Source organism: Thermaerobacter sp. PB12/4term, assembly GCF_003403315.2.
Lineage (GTDB): Bacteria > Bacillota > Sulfobacillia > Thermaerobacterales > Thermaerobacteraceae > Thermaerobacter.
Window position 1 is genome coordinate 803,771 of the sequence record NZ_CP048407.1, and the last position, 15,314, is coordinate 819,084.

At 71.6% G+C, this 15,314-nt stretch carries 11 protein-coding genes; 10 read left to right on the top strand and 1 reads right to left on the bottom strand.

Annotated elements, in window-relative coordinates:
- Positions 1-28: 28 nt before the first annotated feature.
- From DYI95_RS03295 to DYI95_RS03315, 5 genes are all read left to right on the top strand, one after another.
- Positions 29-1,780, top strand: coding sequence for an ABC transporter substrate-binding protein (locus tag DYI95_RS03295; protein ID WP_116900826.1), 1,752 nt, complete (start codon positions 29-31; stop codon positions 1,778-1,780).
- Positions 1,781-2,000: 220 nt separating this feature from the next.
- Positions 2,001-2,960, top strand: a complete 960-nt coding sequence (locus DYI95_RS03300; RefSeq protein WP_116900825.1) for an ABC transporter permease — start codon at positions 2,001-2,003, stop codon at positions 2,958-2,960.
- A gap of 12 nt (positions 2,961-2,972) precedes the next feature.
- Positions 2,973-3,959, top strand: coding sequence for an ABC transporter permease (locus tag DYI95_RS03305; protein WP_116900824.1), 987 nt, complete (start codon positions 2,973-2,975; stop codon positions 3,957-3,959).
- A 306-nt stretch (positions 3,960-4,265) separates the two neighbouring features.
- Entirely contained in the window at positions 4,266-5,489 is a 1,224-nt protein-coding gene (locus DYI95_RS03310; protein ID WP_371731886.1) for an ABC transporter ATP-binding protein, read from the top strand.
- Positions 5,486-6,625, top strand: coding sequence for an ABC transporter ATP-binding protein (locus DYI95_RS03315; protein WP_116900823.1), 1,140 nt, complete (start codon positions 5,486-5,488; stop codon positions 6,623-6,625). The genes DYI95_RS03310 and DYI95_RS03315 overlap by 4 nt, the downstream gene beginning before the upstream one ends.
- A gap of 364 nt (positions 6,626-6,989) precedes the next feature.
- Here DYI95_RS03315 and murJ read toward each other — a convergent pair whose 3' ends face one another.
- Positions 6,990-8,606 (bottom strand): murein biosynthesis integral membrane protein MurJ, encoded by a 1,617-nt coding sequence (murJ, locus tag DYI95_RS03320; RefSeq protein WP_243149841.1) that lies wholly within the window; start codon positions 8,604-8,606, stop codon positions 6,990-6,992.
- Between the two features lie 458 nt (positions 8,607-9,064).
- Here murJ and DYI95_RS03325 point away from each other — a divergent pair, with 458 nt between their 5' ends.
- The 5 genes from DYI95_RS03325 to DYI95_RS03345 all read left to right on the top strand — a co-directional run bounded on the left by DYI95_RS03325 (position 9,065) and on the right by DYI95_RS03345 (position 15,078).
- The gene (locus tag DYI95_RS03325; protein ID WP_116900822.1) at positions 9,065-9,922 is read left to right on the top strand and encodes a flagellar motor protein; all 858 of its coding nucleotides are present in this window, start codon (positions 9,065-9,067) and stop codon (positions 9,920-9,922) included.
- On the top strand, positions 9,922-10,965 hold the full coding sequence (locus tag DYI95_RS03330) for a flagellar motor protein MotB (protein WP_116900821.1): 1,044 nt from the start codon (positions 9,922-9,924) through the stop codon (positions 10,963-10,965). The genes DYI95_RS03325 and DYI95_RS03330 overlap by 1 nt, the downstream gene beginning before the upstream one ends.
- Positions 10,966-11,316: 351 nt before the next feature.
- Positions 11,317-12,024 carry an HD-GYP domain-containing protein gene (locus DYI95_RS03335; RefSeq protein ID WP_116900820.1) on the top strand — a complete coding sequence of 236 codons (708 nt, stop codon included), beginning with the start codon at positions 11,317-11,319 and terminating at the stop codon, positions 12,022-12,024.
- A gap of 93 nt (positions 12,025-12,117) precedes the next feature.
- The gene (locus DYI95_RS03340; protein ID WP_116900819.1) at positions 12,118-12,363 is read left to right on the top strand and encodes a hypothetical protein; all 246 of its coding nucleotides are present in this window, start codon (positions 12,118-12,120) and stop codon (positions 12,361-12,363) included.
- Between the two features lie 93 nt (positions 12,364-12,456).
- Positions 12,457-15,078, top strand: a complete 2,622-nt coding sequence (locus DYI95_RS03345; protein WP_116900818.1) for a SpoIIE family protein phosphatase — start codon at positions 12,457-12,459, stop codon at positions 15,076-15,078.
- Positions 15,079-15,314: the final 236 nt, after the last annotated feature.

Genomic DNA, 15,314 nt, shown 5'->3' on the forward strand with positions numbered 1-15,314 from the left:
TCTTCACCAAACGAAAGGGGCATGCATCATGGCGGTTCGATGGGATGAAGCCGGCGGCCGGCCGGCCGGGTCCACCGCGGGGCGTGGATCCGGGGGCGCCGCCGGGCCATACCGGAGCAGGAGGCGTTCCCTGGCCCGGATCGCAGCGGCCCTGCTGGTGGCCGCTGCCACCCTGCTGGCGGCCTGCGGCAGCGGTGGGGGCGGCGGCGCGGGAGGAACCGGGAGCGGCGGTGCCGGGGGCAGCGTGGGCAGTGGAGGCGGCGGGGGCGGCGAGGCCTACAACCCCAACGCCACGGTCACCCTGGTGACCCCGGCGGACCCGACCTTCAACCCGTGGCACCCCAATGCCTATGCGGAATCCAACATCATCAACGAGATGATCTTCCCCGGCCTGACCCGGTGGGACGAGCACATGAAGCCGGTGCCCCACCTGGCCACCGAGTGGAGCGTCTCCGACGACGGCCTGGTGTGGACCTTCAAGCTGCGGGAAGGGGTCAAGTGGTCCGACGGCCAGCCCTTCACCGCCGACGACGTGGCCTTCACCTTCAACGAGATCGTCCTGAATCCGGACCTGGGCGCCAACCACAGCAGCGAGTACAAGGCGGTGGAGAAGGTGGTGGCGGTCGACCCCCACACCGTCGAGTTCCACCTCAAGGAGCCCTTCGCCTCGCTGCCCTCGTATCTGGCGTACTACGCGGGCATCCTGCCCAAGCACGTCTTCGAGGGCGTCGAGGACCCGTGGAGCCTGAACGAGTTCAACAAGAAGAACCCCGTCGGCACGGGGCCTTTCATGGTGGCCGAGTACGTCTCCGGCTCCCACGTGCGCCTGGTGCCCAACCCGCACTACTGGGGCGAGAAGCCCAAGGTCAAGGACGTGGTCTTCCGCATCGTCCCGGACGTGAACGCCCAGGTGGCCCAGCTGCTGGCGGGCGAGGTCGACATGCTGTCCATCGACGACCCGACCCTGCTGGACAAGCTCCAGAACAACCCCAACCTGCAGCTGGAGCGGGTGCTGACCAACGTCTACTATTTCGTCGCCCTCAACCAGGACGACCCCCGCTTCCAGGACAAGCGGGTGCGCCAGGCGCTCTCGTACGCCATCGACAAGGAAGCGATGATCGAGAACCTGGTCAAGGGCTACGGCCAGGTGGCCACGGGCCCCATCCCGCCCCTGCAGGCCGAGTACTACAACGGCGACGTGGCCCGTTATCCCTACGATCCTGAGAAGGCGAAGGCCCTGCTGGCGGAGGCCGGCTGGAAGCCGGGGCCCGACGGCATCCTGCAGAAGGACGGCAAGCCCTTCCACATCACGATGACCGCGGCCCAGATGCGCCAGCTGGTGCCCGCCACCCTGCTGGTCCAGCAGTGGTGGAAGGACCTGGGCATCCAGGTCGACGTCGACGTCCTCGACTGGAACAGCTACATCGAGAAGGCCATCGTCAACCGGGACTACGAGGCGACCCTGGCCTGGTGGTCCACGCCGGCGGACCCCGACGTCTACCCGTACTATGCCTCGGAGGCGGCGGGCCGGGGCAACAACATCCCCAACTACCGCAACCCGGCCCTAGACGACCTGCTGCGCCGCGGGCGCGCCGCCACCAGCGAGGAGGAGCGCAAGGCCATCTACGCCGAGGCCCAGAAGCTGATGGCCGACGAGCTGCCCTACCTCTACCTGTGGTGGCCCGAGAGCATCGTGGTCTACAACAAGGCGCTGCACGTGCCGCCCGGCAGCTACGCCGTCAAGGGCCTGTACGTGGACGAGTGGTACAAGACCCGCTGAGCCGGGCCCGCATCGCATCGCCATCCGGAGGAACCGGCCCGCCGGCCGGTTCCTCCGGGGGAGGCGTTCCTCGGCCGGTTTCACACGGCTTTCGCCTTGGCCGGGTCCCAAGCATCCGCCGGGTTCCGCGGGTTCGGCGGGTCCGTCTGGCGCAGGTTCCCCGACGGCATGGAACCCCATCGTGGCCCGCCGCATCCGGGCGGGGGGAGGTGCGATCAGCATGGCATCCCTGCGCTACGCCGGCCGGCGCCTGCTGCAGGGGCTGGTGGTCCTGTGGGTGATCACCGTGGTGACCTTTCTTCTGGTCAACCTGGCCCCTGGCGGGCCTGGCGCCGTCATGCGCATGGAGACCACGGCCGAGCAGCGGGAGGCGCTGATGCGCCAGCTGGGCCTCGACCAGCCCCTGCCGGTCCGCTACGTGCGCTGGCTGGGGGACGCCCTGCAGGGCGACTTCGGCCAGTCCATGAACAGCCGCGAGCCGGTGATGCCCCTGGTGCTGGAGCGCCTGGGCAACACCGCGGTCCTGGCGGCCGCCACCCTGGCGCTCTCCCTCGCCGTGGGGCTGGCACTGGGCGTCGCCGCCGCCCTCCGCCGGGGATCGTGGATCGACCACGCCGCCACCCTGATCTCGACCTTCGGGGTGTCGGTGCCGGACTTCTGGTTCGGCATCCTGCTGATCATGGCCCTGTCGGTGCGGTGGAACCTGCTCCCCAGCGGCGGCATGGCCACGGTGGGCGCGGAGTTCTCCCTGGCCGACCGGCTGGTGCACCTCATCATGCCGTCCTTCGTCCTGATGCTGGTGATCCTGCCCAACATCCTGCGCTTCGTGCGGTCGTCGCTGCTGGAGGTCCTGCACCAGGACTTCATCCGCACGGCGCGGGCCAAGGGCGCGGGGCCGGCCCGGGTGATCCTGGCCCACGCCCTGCGCAACGCGATGATCCCGGTGCTGACCATGCTGGGCCTGCTGATCCCCGCCCTGCTGGGCGGCTCGGTGATCGCCGAGAGCGTGTTCGCCTGGCCCGGCATGGGCCGGCTGGCGGTGGAGGCGGCCATGGGCCGGGACTACCCGGTGATCATGGCGGTGACGGTGGTGGCGGGCGTGGTGGTCGTGATCACCAACCTGGTGGTCGACCTGGCCTACTCCCTGGTCGATCCGCGCATCCGCCACGCCGCCGGGTAAGGGGGTAAGACGATGACCGTTTCGGTACCCGAGCCGGGCCCCGCCCGCCGTGCCACGCCGCGGGCCGGCGCCGGTCCCGCCGGATCGCCGCCACCGGGCGGCGCCGCCGCCGGCGGGCTGGCGCCCGGCGAGCCCGGTGCCCGCGCAGCCGCCGAGGCCCTGCAGCCCGACGCCGAGGGGTTCGTCGCCCGGGTCCGCCGCCGCCCTGCCCTGCTGGCCGCCGCCGCCGTGCTGCTTCTGCTCTACATCCTGGTGTGGGCCCTGCCGCCCCTTTTGGGCCTGGACCCCGACGCCACCGACCCGGCGGCCAGCCTGGCGCCGCCGGGCCCCGGTCACTGGCTGGGCACCGACGAGCTGGGCCGGGACATGCTGGCCCGCATGCTGGCCGGCGGCCGCATCACCTTGACCGTGGCCGCCCTGGCCGCCGCCATCGCCCTTGGCGTGGGCACCCTGGTGGGCGCCCTGGCCGGGTTCTACCGCGGTTGGGTCGAGACGGTGCTGATGCGCTTCGTCGATGCCATGATGGCGATCCCCTCCTATTTCCTGATCGTCGCCGAGCTGGCGGTGTTCGGGGATTCGCCCGCGGTGGTGGTGGCGGTCATCGGGCTGAACTACTGGATGCCCGTGGCGCGGCTGGTGTATGCCGAGTTCCTCAAGTGGCGGGAGCGGGAGTTCATCGAGGCGGAGGTGGCCCTTGGCGCCTCGCCGGCCCGGATCATCTGGCGGCACCTGTTCCCCCAGGTGATCCCGTCCCTGCTGGCCCTGCTGTCCCTGACGGTGGGGTGGGCGGTCCTGGCCGAGAGCGGCCTCAGCTACCTGGGCCTGGGCATCCAGCCGCCGGATGCCTCGTGGGGCAACATGCTCAAGAACGCCCAGGTCTACATGTGGACCCAGCCCATGCTGGCCGTGTATCCCGGCGCCGCCATCCTGCTCACCGTGCTCTGCTTCAACGTGCTGGGCAACGGGCTGCGGGACGTGCTGGACCCGCGCGATGCATAGACGCCGGCAGGGGGCCGGCCCGGCGCGCAAGACACCGGGAGGTACGGTCCGGCGCTCGGCAGGCCCGGGTGCCGCTGCCCGCCCCGGCGCCGGTCCCGGGCGCGGCCCCGCCGCTGCGGTTCCGGGGCCCTCGTCGCGGCCCCGGCCGTCCCGCCCCGGTCGCCGTCCCGCCCGTCGCGGCCGCGATGCGGTCCAGGCCGTTGCGGCCGTGGCGCGCTTCCGGCCGGGAAGCCGTGGGGCGATCCCGGCCGGGCGGATCGCCAGGCCCCGCACCCCCAGGGTCCGGCACGGGAGGTGAACGACGCCATGGTGGTTCTCGAAGTGCGCGGTCTGGAAGTGACCTTTCCCACCCCGGCCGGCCCCGCCCGGGCCGTCGGGGGGATCGACTTCGACCTCTACGCCGGCGAGGTCCTGGGGCTGGTGGGGGAGTCGGGCAGCGGCAAGAGCGTCACCGCCCTGGCCCTCATGGGCCTGCTGCCGCCGGGGGCCCAGGTGCGGGGCGAGGTCCTGTTCAACGGGCAGAACCTGCTCGCCCAGCCCGAGGCCCAGTGGCGAAGGGTGCGGGGCCAGGAGATGGCCATGATCTTCCAGGAGCCCATGACCTCCTTGAACCCCGTCATGACCGTGGGCGCGCAGATCGCTGAGTCCCTGGTCCTGCACGGCACGCCGGCCGGCACGGCCCGCCGCCGGGCGGTGGAGCTGCTGGAGCGGGTCGGCATCCCCGAGCCGGAACGGCGCGCGCGCCAGTACCCCCACCAGCTGTCCGGCGGCATGCGGCAGCGGGTGATGATCGCCATGGCCATGGCCTGCCGCCCGCGGGTGCTGATCGCCGACGAGCCGACGACGGCCCTCGACGTCACCGTCCAGGCGCAGATCCTCGACCTGATGAAGACCCTGCAGGAGGAGACGGGCACCGCCATCCTGCTCATCACCCACGACCTGGGCGTGGTGGCGGAGATGTGCCACCGGGTGGCGGTGATGTACGCCGGCCGGATCGTGGAGAAGGCGACGGTGGCCGACCTTTTCGACCGGCCGGGCCACCCCTACACCGAGGGGCTGCTGCAGTCGTTGCCCCTCACGGCGGCGCCCAAGACCCCCTTGCGGGCCATGGCGGGAGCGGTGCCGCATCCGGCCCATCTGCCGCCGGGCTGCGCCTTCGCGCCCCGCTGCCCGTATGCCGTCGACCGCTGCCACCGGGAGGTGCCCGTCCTGGCAGGCGGTGTCGCCTGCCACCGGGCCACCGAGCTGGAGTTGCAGGGTGTGGTGCAGGGCGTGGTGGCAGGGGAAAGCGGGCTGGGTACCCCTGACGGGGCTCTCTCCGACGGGCCTCTCCCCGAGGGGGCTCTTCCCGGTGGGGCGCCCCCCGATGGGGGTGCCCCCGATGATGGGGCTGCCTCCGATGGGATGGAGGCCGAGGCGGCGGGGAACGGTTCGGGCCCGGCGGGCCGGTGGCCGGCTGGCGCGCCGGCCATGCTCGAGGCCGTAGAGGCGCCGGTGACCCCGGCGCGGGACGGAGGTGGTAACGGATGAACCTGCCCAAGGGCGCTGCAGCCGGCGCCGCGCCCCCTGATTCCCGCACCCGGTCCGCTTCCGCGCCGCTCGCCGCACCGACCGGTACGCCGGTCACCGTACCGGCCCATGCACCGGCGCCCGCACCGGCTCATGCGCCGCTCGCCGAACCGGCCCATGCACCGGCCCTCCGGGATGAGGTCCTGGTCCGGGCCGTCAACCTGCGCAAGGAATTCCCCCTGACGGGCGGGCTTCCCGGCCGGCGGCTGACCGTCCGCGCCGTCGACGGGGTGAGCTTTGCGATCCGCCGGGGCGAGGTCTTCAGCCTCGTGGGCGAGTCGGGCTGCGGCAAGTCGACCACGGGGCGGCTGGTCCTGCGGCTGCAGGAGCCCACGGAGGGGGAGGTCTGGTTCGCGGGAGAGAACCTCGCCCGGCTGCCCGCGCCCCGGCTGCGGCGGCTCCGACGCCGGATGCAGATCGTCTTCCAGGACCCCTTCGCGTCCCTGAACCCGCGCATGACCGTGGGCGAGCTGATCGGCGAGCCGCTCTTGATCCACGGCCTGGGATCCAAGGCCGACCGCCAGCGCCGGGTAGGCGAGCTCCTGGAGCTGGTGGGCCTCAGCCCCCAGCACGCCACCCGTTACCCGCACCACTTCTCCGGCGGCCAGCGCCAGCGGATCGGCATCGCCCGGGCCCTGGCGTCGGAGCCCGAGTTCCTGGTGTGCGACGAAGCCGTCTCGGCTCTCGACGTGTCGGTGCGGGTCCAGATCCTCAACCTGCTGATGGAACTCCAGCAGCGCCTGGGCTTGACGTATCTCTTCATCTCCCACGACCTGGGCGTGGTGCGGCACATCAGCGACCGGGTGGGCGTCATGTACCTGGGCAAGCTGGTCGAGGTGGCCCCCGCCGCGGAGCTGTTCCGCCGGCCCCTGCACCCGTATACCCGGGCCCTCTTGGCGGCCATCCCGCGGCCCCACCCCCTGGCGCCGGCGCGGGAGCGGATCGAGCTGCGGGGCGAGCTGCCGAGCCCGGTGAACCCGCCCCGGGGTTGCCGGTTCCACACCCGCTGCCCCCTGGCCACCGAGCGCTGCCGTGCGGAGGAACCGGCCCTGGTCGAGCACGCCCCGGGCCACTGGGCGGCGTGCCACTACGCGTGACGCGGCGGCGACGGGACCAGGGTGGCCGTGACGGGTTGAGGACGTCGAGACGTGGTCCATCGGGACCGGGTGGGCTGTGGCGGGGTGACGCGGGCTGGGTGTCCGCAGGGTCCGGCGACTGCCCAGGCGCCCGCCGGAGGGCAGGACACCTCTGCAAGCGCACACCCCAGGGCTTGATCCGCCCGCAGGTGCCGGTAGTAGGCGGGACGCCGCCGCGGGCGTCTCGGGCCTCACGCCGCCGCTGACGCCGGCGGCAGGTTGGAAGCCGCCGCCGGGTCCGCCCGGGGGTCTGACACGGCCGGCGGAGCCGGCCGCCGCCCCGGACGTTCCGTCAGGCGCCGGCTGCCGCCGTTCCGCCGCCGCCCTAGCGTCGCCCCGGCGTCTCCTGGGTCGTCAGGCGGTTCGGCATCCACCCGCGAGCGCGGGCCAGAAGACGCAGGCCGGCCCCCAGCAGCTCGCCGATCTCCGGCGCCCGGAGCAGCACCAGCACCGCCAGATAGGCCGCACAACCCGCCAGGCCCGGCAGCGCCACCAGGGCCAGTTCGACCGCAGCCCCCGCCGTCCCCGCGCCGAGAGCCGCCACGGGGACGTGCCACCGGGCCAGCAGGGCGCGATAGGCCGCGTCCATCACCACGCCGGCCAGGACCGCCGCCACCGCTACCCGGCCGGTTCGGGCGACGAGATCGCCCAGGTCCAGGACCCGCTGGCGCCGGTACAGGTGGCCCAGCAGCAGCACCAGGCCCACCGAGAAGGACAGGGTGGTGGCCAGGGCCAGCCCCGTGATGCCCAGCCAGCGGCCCAGCACCACGTCTCCCGCCACGTTGACCGCCATGGCCGCCACCGCCACCAGGGCCGGGGTGCGGCTGTCCCGGCGGGCGTAGAGGGCGCGGTTGGCCAGGTCGCGCAGGGCCATGGGCACGAGGCCCAGGCCGTAGGCCCCGAGCGCCAGGGCCGTCAGCGTCGCATCCCGCCCATCGAAGCTGCCGCGTCCGTACACGAAGGCGACGATGGGATCCCGCAAGACCAACAGGGCCACGGTCATCGGCGCCAGCACCACCATCAGGACGCCCATGCCCTGCTGGAGCAGGCGCCGGAAGGCGGGGGCGTCGGCCGATCCCGCCACGGCGCCCAGGGACGGGTACAGCGCCTGGACCAGCGCCATGGCCAGCAGGCCGTGGGGCAGGGTGACCACGCGGAAGGCGTAGTTCAGCGCGGAGATGATGCCCTCGCCCAGGGTCGACCCCACCATCCGGTCGACGAACACGTTCACCTCGCTGACGGCCGCGCTCAGGAAGAGCGGGGGGAGCAAGGCGGCGATGGCCCGCAGCCCGGGGTCGCCGAGGTCGACCGTCCAGCGGTGGCGGAACCCGATCCCCCGGGCCTCGGGCAGCTGCACCAGCACCCGCAGGAGCGAACCCACCGTGAAACCCACCGCCAGGGCCCAGGAACCGTACCGGGCGCCGAAGAGCAAGGCGGCGGCGATCATCGCCAGGTTGAAGGGGATACCGGTGAAGGCTGGCCCGGTGAACCGCCGGTGGGCGTGGAGCAGCCCCGTCAGCAGGTTCATCGCCGTTACAAATAAGGAAGCGATGAGGAGGATCCGGGTCAGCCCGGCGGCCAGGTGCACCTGCTCGGGTCCGAACCCCGGCGCCATGACCCGCACCAGGGGCTCGGCCAGCAGGCCGAGCAGGGCGAGACCCGGCACGACCACCAGCAGCACCACCGTGGCCAGGCCGCTGAAGGTGCGCCCGGCCTGGTCCCGCCGTCCGGACGTCACGTAGCCGGCCAGGACCGGCGTGGCGGCGGTGGCGATGGCGGTGGAAACCAGCCCCAGGACCAGATTGGGTACGCCCTGGGCGACCAGGAAGGCGTCGAGCTCGGGGCTGGCCCCGAAGACCGAGGCATAGATCGCCTCCCGTAGAAACCCCAGCACCCGGCTGCCGGCGGTCAAGAGGGCGATGATCAGGGTCGCGGCGGCCACGCCCTGGGCCGCCAGGGGCCGGCCGCCGGCACCCGGTCCTTTGGTCTCCCTGAGGGCCGCTGCATTGCCGTGCCCGTTCGACGGCCCGGTCCCGGCGGCGCCCCTGTAACGGTTAGCCGGCTGAGGGTGGGCCGCGCTGCCGGCACCCTTCGGTGACCCTAGGTTGACCGTGCCACTGGGACCGTTCGACAGCTGCGGGCCGGCTGCACCACCGGAGACGCCTGCCTCCCCCGGACGAGCCGGCCCCCCTGCCCCCGCCTTCAGGTCGCGCGACTCCGCTTGGGCTTGTCGATCGCCATGCTGCTCCCGTGCCTGCCGGGCCACATCGTGCCCTCCCCGGGGGATTGCCGCCTGTCCAACGCCCTTCCTGTTATCATCTGGTTGCGTCGCTGCGCGGTCAACTCCCGGCGCCCCCTACCGATAACCGGGAGTGATCGGGACGAACGGGGGAGTTGCCTGTGGATCTGGGAAGCATCATCGGGTTGATCGCCGGTGTGGCGTCCGTGCTCATCGCCAACGTGATGGAGGGCGGCCACCTCGATCAGTTACTGAACCCCTCGGCCAGCCTGCTGGTCTTCGGCGGTACCTTAGGTGCCACCCTGGCCAGCTCGGGCCTGCAGAACGTCCTGCTGGTCCCGGGGGCCATCGCCTACGCCCTGCGGGCGCCCAAGCTCCAGCCCGGCGCCCTGATCGAGAAGCTCGTCTCCCTGGCCCAGCAAGCCCGTCGCGAGGGCCTGTTGTCGCTGGAAGACGAGCGCAAGAACCTGGATGACCCGTTCTTCGCCAAGGGACTGCAGTTCGTCATCGACGGCGCGGACCCCGAGATGGTCGAAGAGGTCATGGAAAACGCCATCCAGGCCGAGCAGCGCCACTATCTGGTAGCGGCCGGGGTCCTCGAGACGGCCGGCGGTTACGCCCCCACCATGGGCATCATCGGCACCGTTCTGGGCCTGATCCACGTCCTGGGCAACCTCCAGGATACCGCATCCCTGGGGCCCGCCATCGCCGTCGCCTTCATGGCCACCTTCTACGGCATCGCCAGCGCCAACCTGCTCTGGCTGCCCCTGGCCAACAAGATCAAGGCCAACGTCCAGGCCGAGACGGAACTGCGGCGGATGGTGGTCGAGGGCATCCTCTCGATTCAGAGTGGCGACAACCCTATGATCGTCCGTGAGAAGCTGGAGGCCTTCCTGGCGGCCGGAGCCGGCGGCGGCAAGGCCGCAAAGGCCGGCTCCGGCGTGGCGGCCGGGGACCGTGCCGGGGCGAGCGGCGCCCGGGGCGAGGCGGGCACCCGGACGGCCGGGGTGGGTGACTGATGGACGTGCAGTTCCGTTCCGGCAGCTTCGGGCCCGGCGCCCGCGGCTTCCCGTCCGGCAGCGGCCCGGGATCCGGCCCCGGCGGTGGAACCGGCCTGGCCGCCGGCCGCGAGCGGGAGGGCCGGGCCGGAACCCGCCATGGAACCGGCCGGGCCCGCCGCAACGCCGTCACGGGGGGCCACGGCGCCGGCCATGGCGGGGGCGGAGGGGGCCACGACGGTGCCGGGTCCATGCGCTGGCTTCTCACCTACGCTGACCTGATCACCCTCCTGCTCGCCTTCTTCGTTGTTATGTACGCCATGTCCGAGGTCAACGTCGCCCGCTACCAGGCGCTGGCCGCCTCCCTGCGTGCCGCCTTCGCCACGGCCGGCGAGACCGTGATCGACACCCAGGGATGGTCGCCCGACGCCCGCAAGGTGCTGGACGGGCTCAACCAGGACACCGGCCAGCCTAACCCGCCCGGGTTGCCGGGAGCGGGAGGCACCCCGCCCTCCATCCCTGAACTTCCCGCCGGCACCTCCCTGCCCCCCATGTCCGCGGAGGAGCGGGAGCAGCTGGAGGGGCTGGTCGGGCGGGTCAACGAGGCCTTGCGGGATGCGGGCCTGGGCGGCCGGGCCTCGGCCCGGCTGACGGAGCGGGGCGTGGCCATCATCTTCGACGACCAGGTCTTCTTCGACCTGGGCCGGGCCGAGCTGCGGCCCGAAGGCCAGGACCTGCTGCGCCGCCTGGCGCCCATCCTGGCCCAGGTTCCCGGTACAATCTTGGTGGAAGGACACACCGACAACCTGCCGATCCGCAGCGGCCGTTACCCCTCCAACTGGGAGCTCTCGACAGCCCGGGCCACCACCGTCGTGCGGTACCTGGCCGAGCGGGCCGGGCTCGACCCCCGGCGGCTGGCCGCGGCGGGGTACGGCGAGTGGCGGCCCCGGTTCCCCAACACCAGCGAGGCCAACCGGGCCCGAAACCGGCGGGTCGAGATCGTCCTGCTTCGGCCCAGCCTGGATCCCACCGCCCGCATCGGCGGGGAGGACGGTGCACCTTGACCCACCAGGGTCCCAGAAAACAGGTCTCCGGTCCCAGGGAAGAAAGGTTGATGTTTCCAGGGGCCCCCCTTAACGTAGATGACAAATGATGGGCCTGCAGCCGGTAGGCGGGGCCAGGCATCGCCAGGGGCGGCGAGGCGGTTCGGGCACGAGCCCGGCGCCCAAAGCCCCGCCGGGATGGGAGGGGACGAGGTGGCACGTGCAGCAGGCGGTTCCGGAGAAGCCGGACACCCGGAGCATCCGGGCACACCTTGGCATCCCACCCCGCGAGGGGAGGCGCCGGGTTCGGCCCGTGAAGGGGAGGGGACACCGTCCGGCCCGCAGGGCGTCTCCGCAGAAGACGCGGTCTTCATGGTCCGCGAGTCGGCGGCGACCCTGGCCGAGGCGGCGGCGGCGGGCCGGTTCGACCTCCTGGACGAACCGGCGGCCCTGGAGTCCTACACCGTCCGCACCTTCGGGGCCAGCCTGCGCCGGACGGGGCCGGCGGCCATCCGGCAACTCCTCACCGTCCTCGCCCTGTACGACGACCTGACCTACCGGCATAGCCGGCGGGTGGCCGCCCTGACCTGCCGCCTGGCCCGGCGGGTAGGCTGGCGGGGGGAGCCCCTGCGCCTGCTCAACCTGGCCGGGATCCTCCACGACACCGGCAAGCTGGCGGTGGATCCGCGGATCCTCCATAAACCCGGCCGGCTTGACGCGGAGGAGTGGGAGCTCATCCGGCGTCACCCCCTGGTCAGCGAGCAACTGACCCGGCGGGTGGCCGGTCTGCCCGCGGTGGCAACGTGGGTCCGATCCCACCACGAGCGGTGGGACGGGGGCGGTTACCCCGACGGGCTGGCAGGCCCTGCCATCCCGCCGGCCGCCCGCATCCTGGCGGTGGCCGACGCCTTCGACGCCATGGTGGGCGGGCGCCCCTACCACCGGCAGGTGATCACCGTCGACATGGCCCTGGCGGAGATCGAGCGCAACGCCGGGCGCCAGTTCGACCCCTACCTGGCGGAGGTGTTCGTCGGCATGATGGGGACCGCCCGCGATGCCGCGGCGGGGCTCGAGCCGTAGCGGGCCGGGCCGAACGGGGCAGGGGGGAGGCCCGGTGGCCGCCAGGGCGGTCGAACCGGCCCGGCGGCGGCGGGAAGGAAAGGGGGGATACCGGTGAAGCGGCTGGTGAAGTGGCTGGCCGGCGCCGGCCTGGCGGCGTTCCTGCTGGCCGGTACGGGCGGGACGAGCGAGGCGAAGATGATGGCCAGCCCCTGGCGGCCTTCCTTCGCGAGCCCGGCAGACTTCTACGACATTCAGGTCGATTGGGGTACGCCGGCGGCGCCCGTGGTGAAGCCGATTCACGATCGCCAGGAGGCGATCTGGCCTGACGCGGCAGACAACGCCGGCCCCAAGAAGTAAGGGGAAGGGGAGCATGGGGGTGGGCGGTCGGGAGCACGAACCCGGCCGCTCCGCCCATTCCCGCGCGGCCCGTCACCTGATGTCGCGGAGGGCATGATGGTGGGAAGGCGTCATCCAGGCACGATCCCGACCGCTGACGTCAACGCCGACAGGGCCCTTCACGCGGCCTCCATGCGCCGGCTTGTCGAGCGCGGCCTCCAGGCCATGGATGAGCGGGACGGCCTGACCGCCTTGCACTGCTTTCAACGGGCCAGCGACATGGCGTTCAAGTACCGCCTCGGTGCCGAGGCGCAGGCAGGAACGCAGCTGAACCTGGCCCTCGCGCACCGGCTCATCGGCGACCTTGAGGGGGCTGCTTCGGTCCTGCAGCGTCTCCTGCAGGGCGACGACCTGGTCCCAGACCAGCGGGCCATGGTTTGGAACATTCTCGGCACCGTCCATTTCGCGTCCGGGCGGTACCGGCCCGCGGCCCACGCCTTGTTGCGAGCATGGCGCTTGATGAGGAACCGCCGCTACGTTTCGGAACTTCGGGTCGAGGTGGCAGGAAACCTGGCTACGGTGTATCTGGAGCTGCGCCGTCCCACCAGGGCCTTGACCTGGGCCTCCCGCGCCGCCTGGCAGGCCCGCCACGCCGGTACGCCCCACCGCCAGTTCGCCACCCTCCAGCTCATCGCCGCCCGCCTCGCCCTAGGCCAGACGGAGCGGGCCGCCAGGGGCATTGCCCGCCTTGAGCGGTCGATTCTGCCCGAGCACGCCAGCCTCTTCTGGCGGCTCTATGCGGACTACTCTTTCCGCACGGGCGACCAGCAGCAAGCAGTGGCCCTAGCAGCCCGGTCCCTCGATGCAGCCGTATGCGACCTCAGCGCCGAAGACATCACCGCCGCCGCCCGGGCCTTGGCCCGGCACAAGGGCTGTGATGCCGCCCCACATGCGGCCGAGACCCTGATCGCCTATTCCCGCACATACCGCTCCTGGATCACCGCCTTTGCCACGGCCTGTCAGCAGTTGGAGCTGGCCCGCGAAAAGCAGGTCGTGGCCTTACTGGTGGCGGCCGATGGACTGATCCTCACCCGGGCGGGAGGCGAGGAAATTCTTCACAAGCTCACTCTGCAGGGGTACCACGCGGGCGGTCGAATGGATGCCATGCCCGGCGCCGGTCTTTCCCTTGATGAAGCCCAAGCGGACTTATCCACCGGGAGCAACGGGATGTGGGGCTGGGCGCAGATCACAGCAGACCACCACACCGATGGTGTTGCTCCTGCCGGTGGTGGGACCAGCACCCGGGGTCCGACCGCGTTCCGCACGGAGCGGAGGGCCTCGGGAGATTCGCCGCCTGCCCCCTCCGCCTGGGTGTTCGTCTGGCCACCGCAACCCGCCATGGCCAGGGCGATCGCCACTCTGTCCGCCCACATTCGGCAGGTTACCGAAAAGGAGCAGCAACACCACGAAGAGGCCCAGGCCCTGGCCAAGCTTACTGCGTTCCACCGTGCGGCGGTCGCCCTTGGTGGACCCCTGCCGACACCGGAACTCATCGGACGGCTCCTGGCCCTGACCCAGCAGATCAGCCGCTCCGACGGGGTGGCACTGCTCTTCACCGAGCGCGACCGTGGGATCTGGGCTGACGGCTTGGACGGCCGGAAGCTGTGGCGCAGCCGGGTGACTAGGCGGGTGGCCACTACGGGCCGTCCCGGCCGGCTCTCGGTGCACCGGCCTCGGGACCGGGAAGAACTCGGCCGCCTCGGTCTCTCGTCGCTTCTGCTCGTGCCCGTGTTCTTCGGTGGCGACTCGTGCTCCGCCGTCCTGGCCGCAGGCCGCCTGGCCGGGCCCGAGTATACCGAGGCGGAATTGGAGTTGGTAACCTTCATCAGCCGGCAGTTCGGTCTCGCCCTGGAAAATGCGGCCCTGCGCGACGACCTGAGCCAGCGACTGGATACCCTTACCCGGGATCTGCAGTTGGCTCGGCGGTTGCAGGAGGCATTCCTCCCCCCGCCGGTTCTGCGTCACGAGGGAATTGAGGTGGCCGGCCAGAGCTTGCCGGCCAAGTTCGTCGGGGGTGATCTCTATGACTACGTACGATTCCCCGGCGGAGGGTGGGCGCTGGTCTTGGGGGACGTCATGGGGAAAGGTGTGGCCGCGGCCATGTTGGCTTCCATGCTTCTCTCTCTGGTCAGGGAGGTATGGGCTCGCCAGGCGGTCGGTGAGGAAGTCATCCGCCGCCTCGACCTGCGTTTCGCGCCGGACCTCCATCGGGCACGTGCCTTGGCGACCTTGGTCATGGCCCATCTTGACCCCGGCGATGGAACCCTTCGGGCTTGGCTCGCCGGCCACGACGGCCCGATCCTGTGGCACCATGAAGGATGGCGTCCCTTGAGCCGGGGAGGGGGTACCGCCCTGGGACTTCAGACGGGGATCGGGTCCGTGGTCCAGATCGAGGCGCGGCTTGAACCTGGGGACGTTGTGCTGTTCTACTCGGATGGCCTTGGTGAATTGCTGCTTGGACGCCGCGGCGCCGGCCGGTCCCACGATGTGGCGGGCGTGCTGAACCGATTAGGGCTAAAGCCGCAACCGGAGCGCCTGCAGGCGTTGCTTGGCAAGATTCGTTCACTGGCCGTCCACCGTACGCTGCAAGATGATGTGACGGTGGTGATGATCAGTGTCGCACAAGGTGTTTCTCGAAGAGCCTCAAGCTGTGCTGACGGCGTGTTGCTGGTATGACGGCGACCGCCTGACGTGGATTTCTTTCCGGGACGATGTGGTATCCGGCGGGCCGGGCACCCGCGGTAGCGATCCTCCCGCCACCGATCCGCCGGGGGCCGCTTCCTGTGGTGAGGCGGATGCGGCGGATGTCCAGTTCATCGTCTTGGGTACCCGGCACCGGCTCGGCCTGCTCTGGGGGCCGGCGGGGATCCCCCTTTCCGAAGCCCAGCGCCAGATCATTCGCCTACTGGCCC

Coding starts and splice junctions, on each gene's coding strand:
- DYI95_RS03295 (WP_116900826.1), top strand. CDS start 29: ATGGCGGTTCGATGGGATGAAGCCGGCGGCCGGCCGGCCGGGTCCACC.
- DYI95_RS03300 (WP_116900825.1), top strand. CDS start 2,001: ATGGCATCCCTGCGCTACGCCGGCCGGCGCCTGCTGCAGGGGCTGGTG.
- DYI95_RS03305 (WP_116900824.1), top strand. CDS start 2,973: ATGACCGTTTCGGTACCCGAGCCGGGCCCCGCCCGCCGTGCCACGCCG.
- DYI95_RS03310 (WP_371731886.1), top strand. CDS start 4,266: ATGGTGGTTCTCGAAGTGCGCGGTCTGGAAGTGACCTTTCCCACCCCG.
- DYI95_RS03315 (WP_116900823.1), top strand. CDS start 5,486: ATGAACCTGCCCAAGGGCGCTGCAGCCGGCGCCGCGCCCCCTGATTCC.
- DYI95_RS03330 (WP_116900821.1), top strand. CDS start 9,922: ATGGACGTGCAGTTCCGTTCCGGCAGCTTCGGGCCCGGCGCCCGCGGC.
- DYI95_RS03335 (WP_116900820.1), top strand. CDS start 11,317: ATGGTCCGCGAGTCGGCGGCGACCCTGGCCGAGGCGGCGGCGGCGGGC.
- DYI95_RS03345 (WP_116900818.1), top strand. CDS start 12,457: ATGATGGTGGGAAGGCGTCATCCAGGCACGATCCCGACCGCTGACGTC.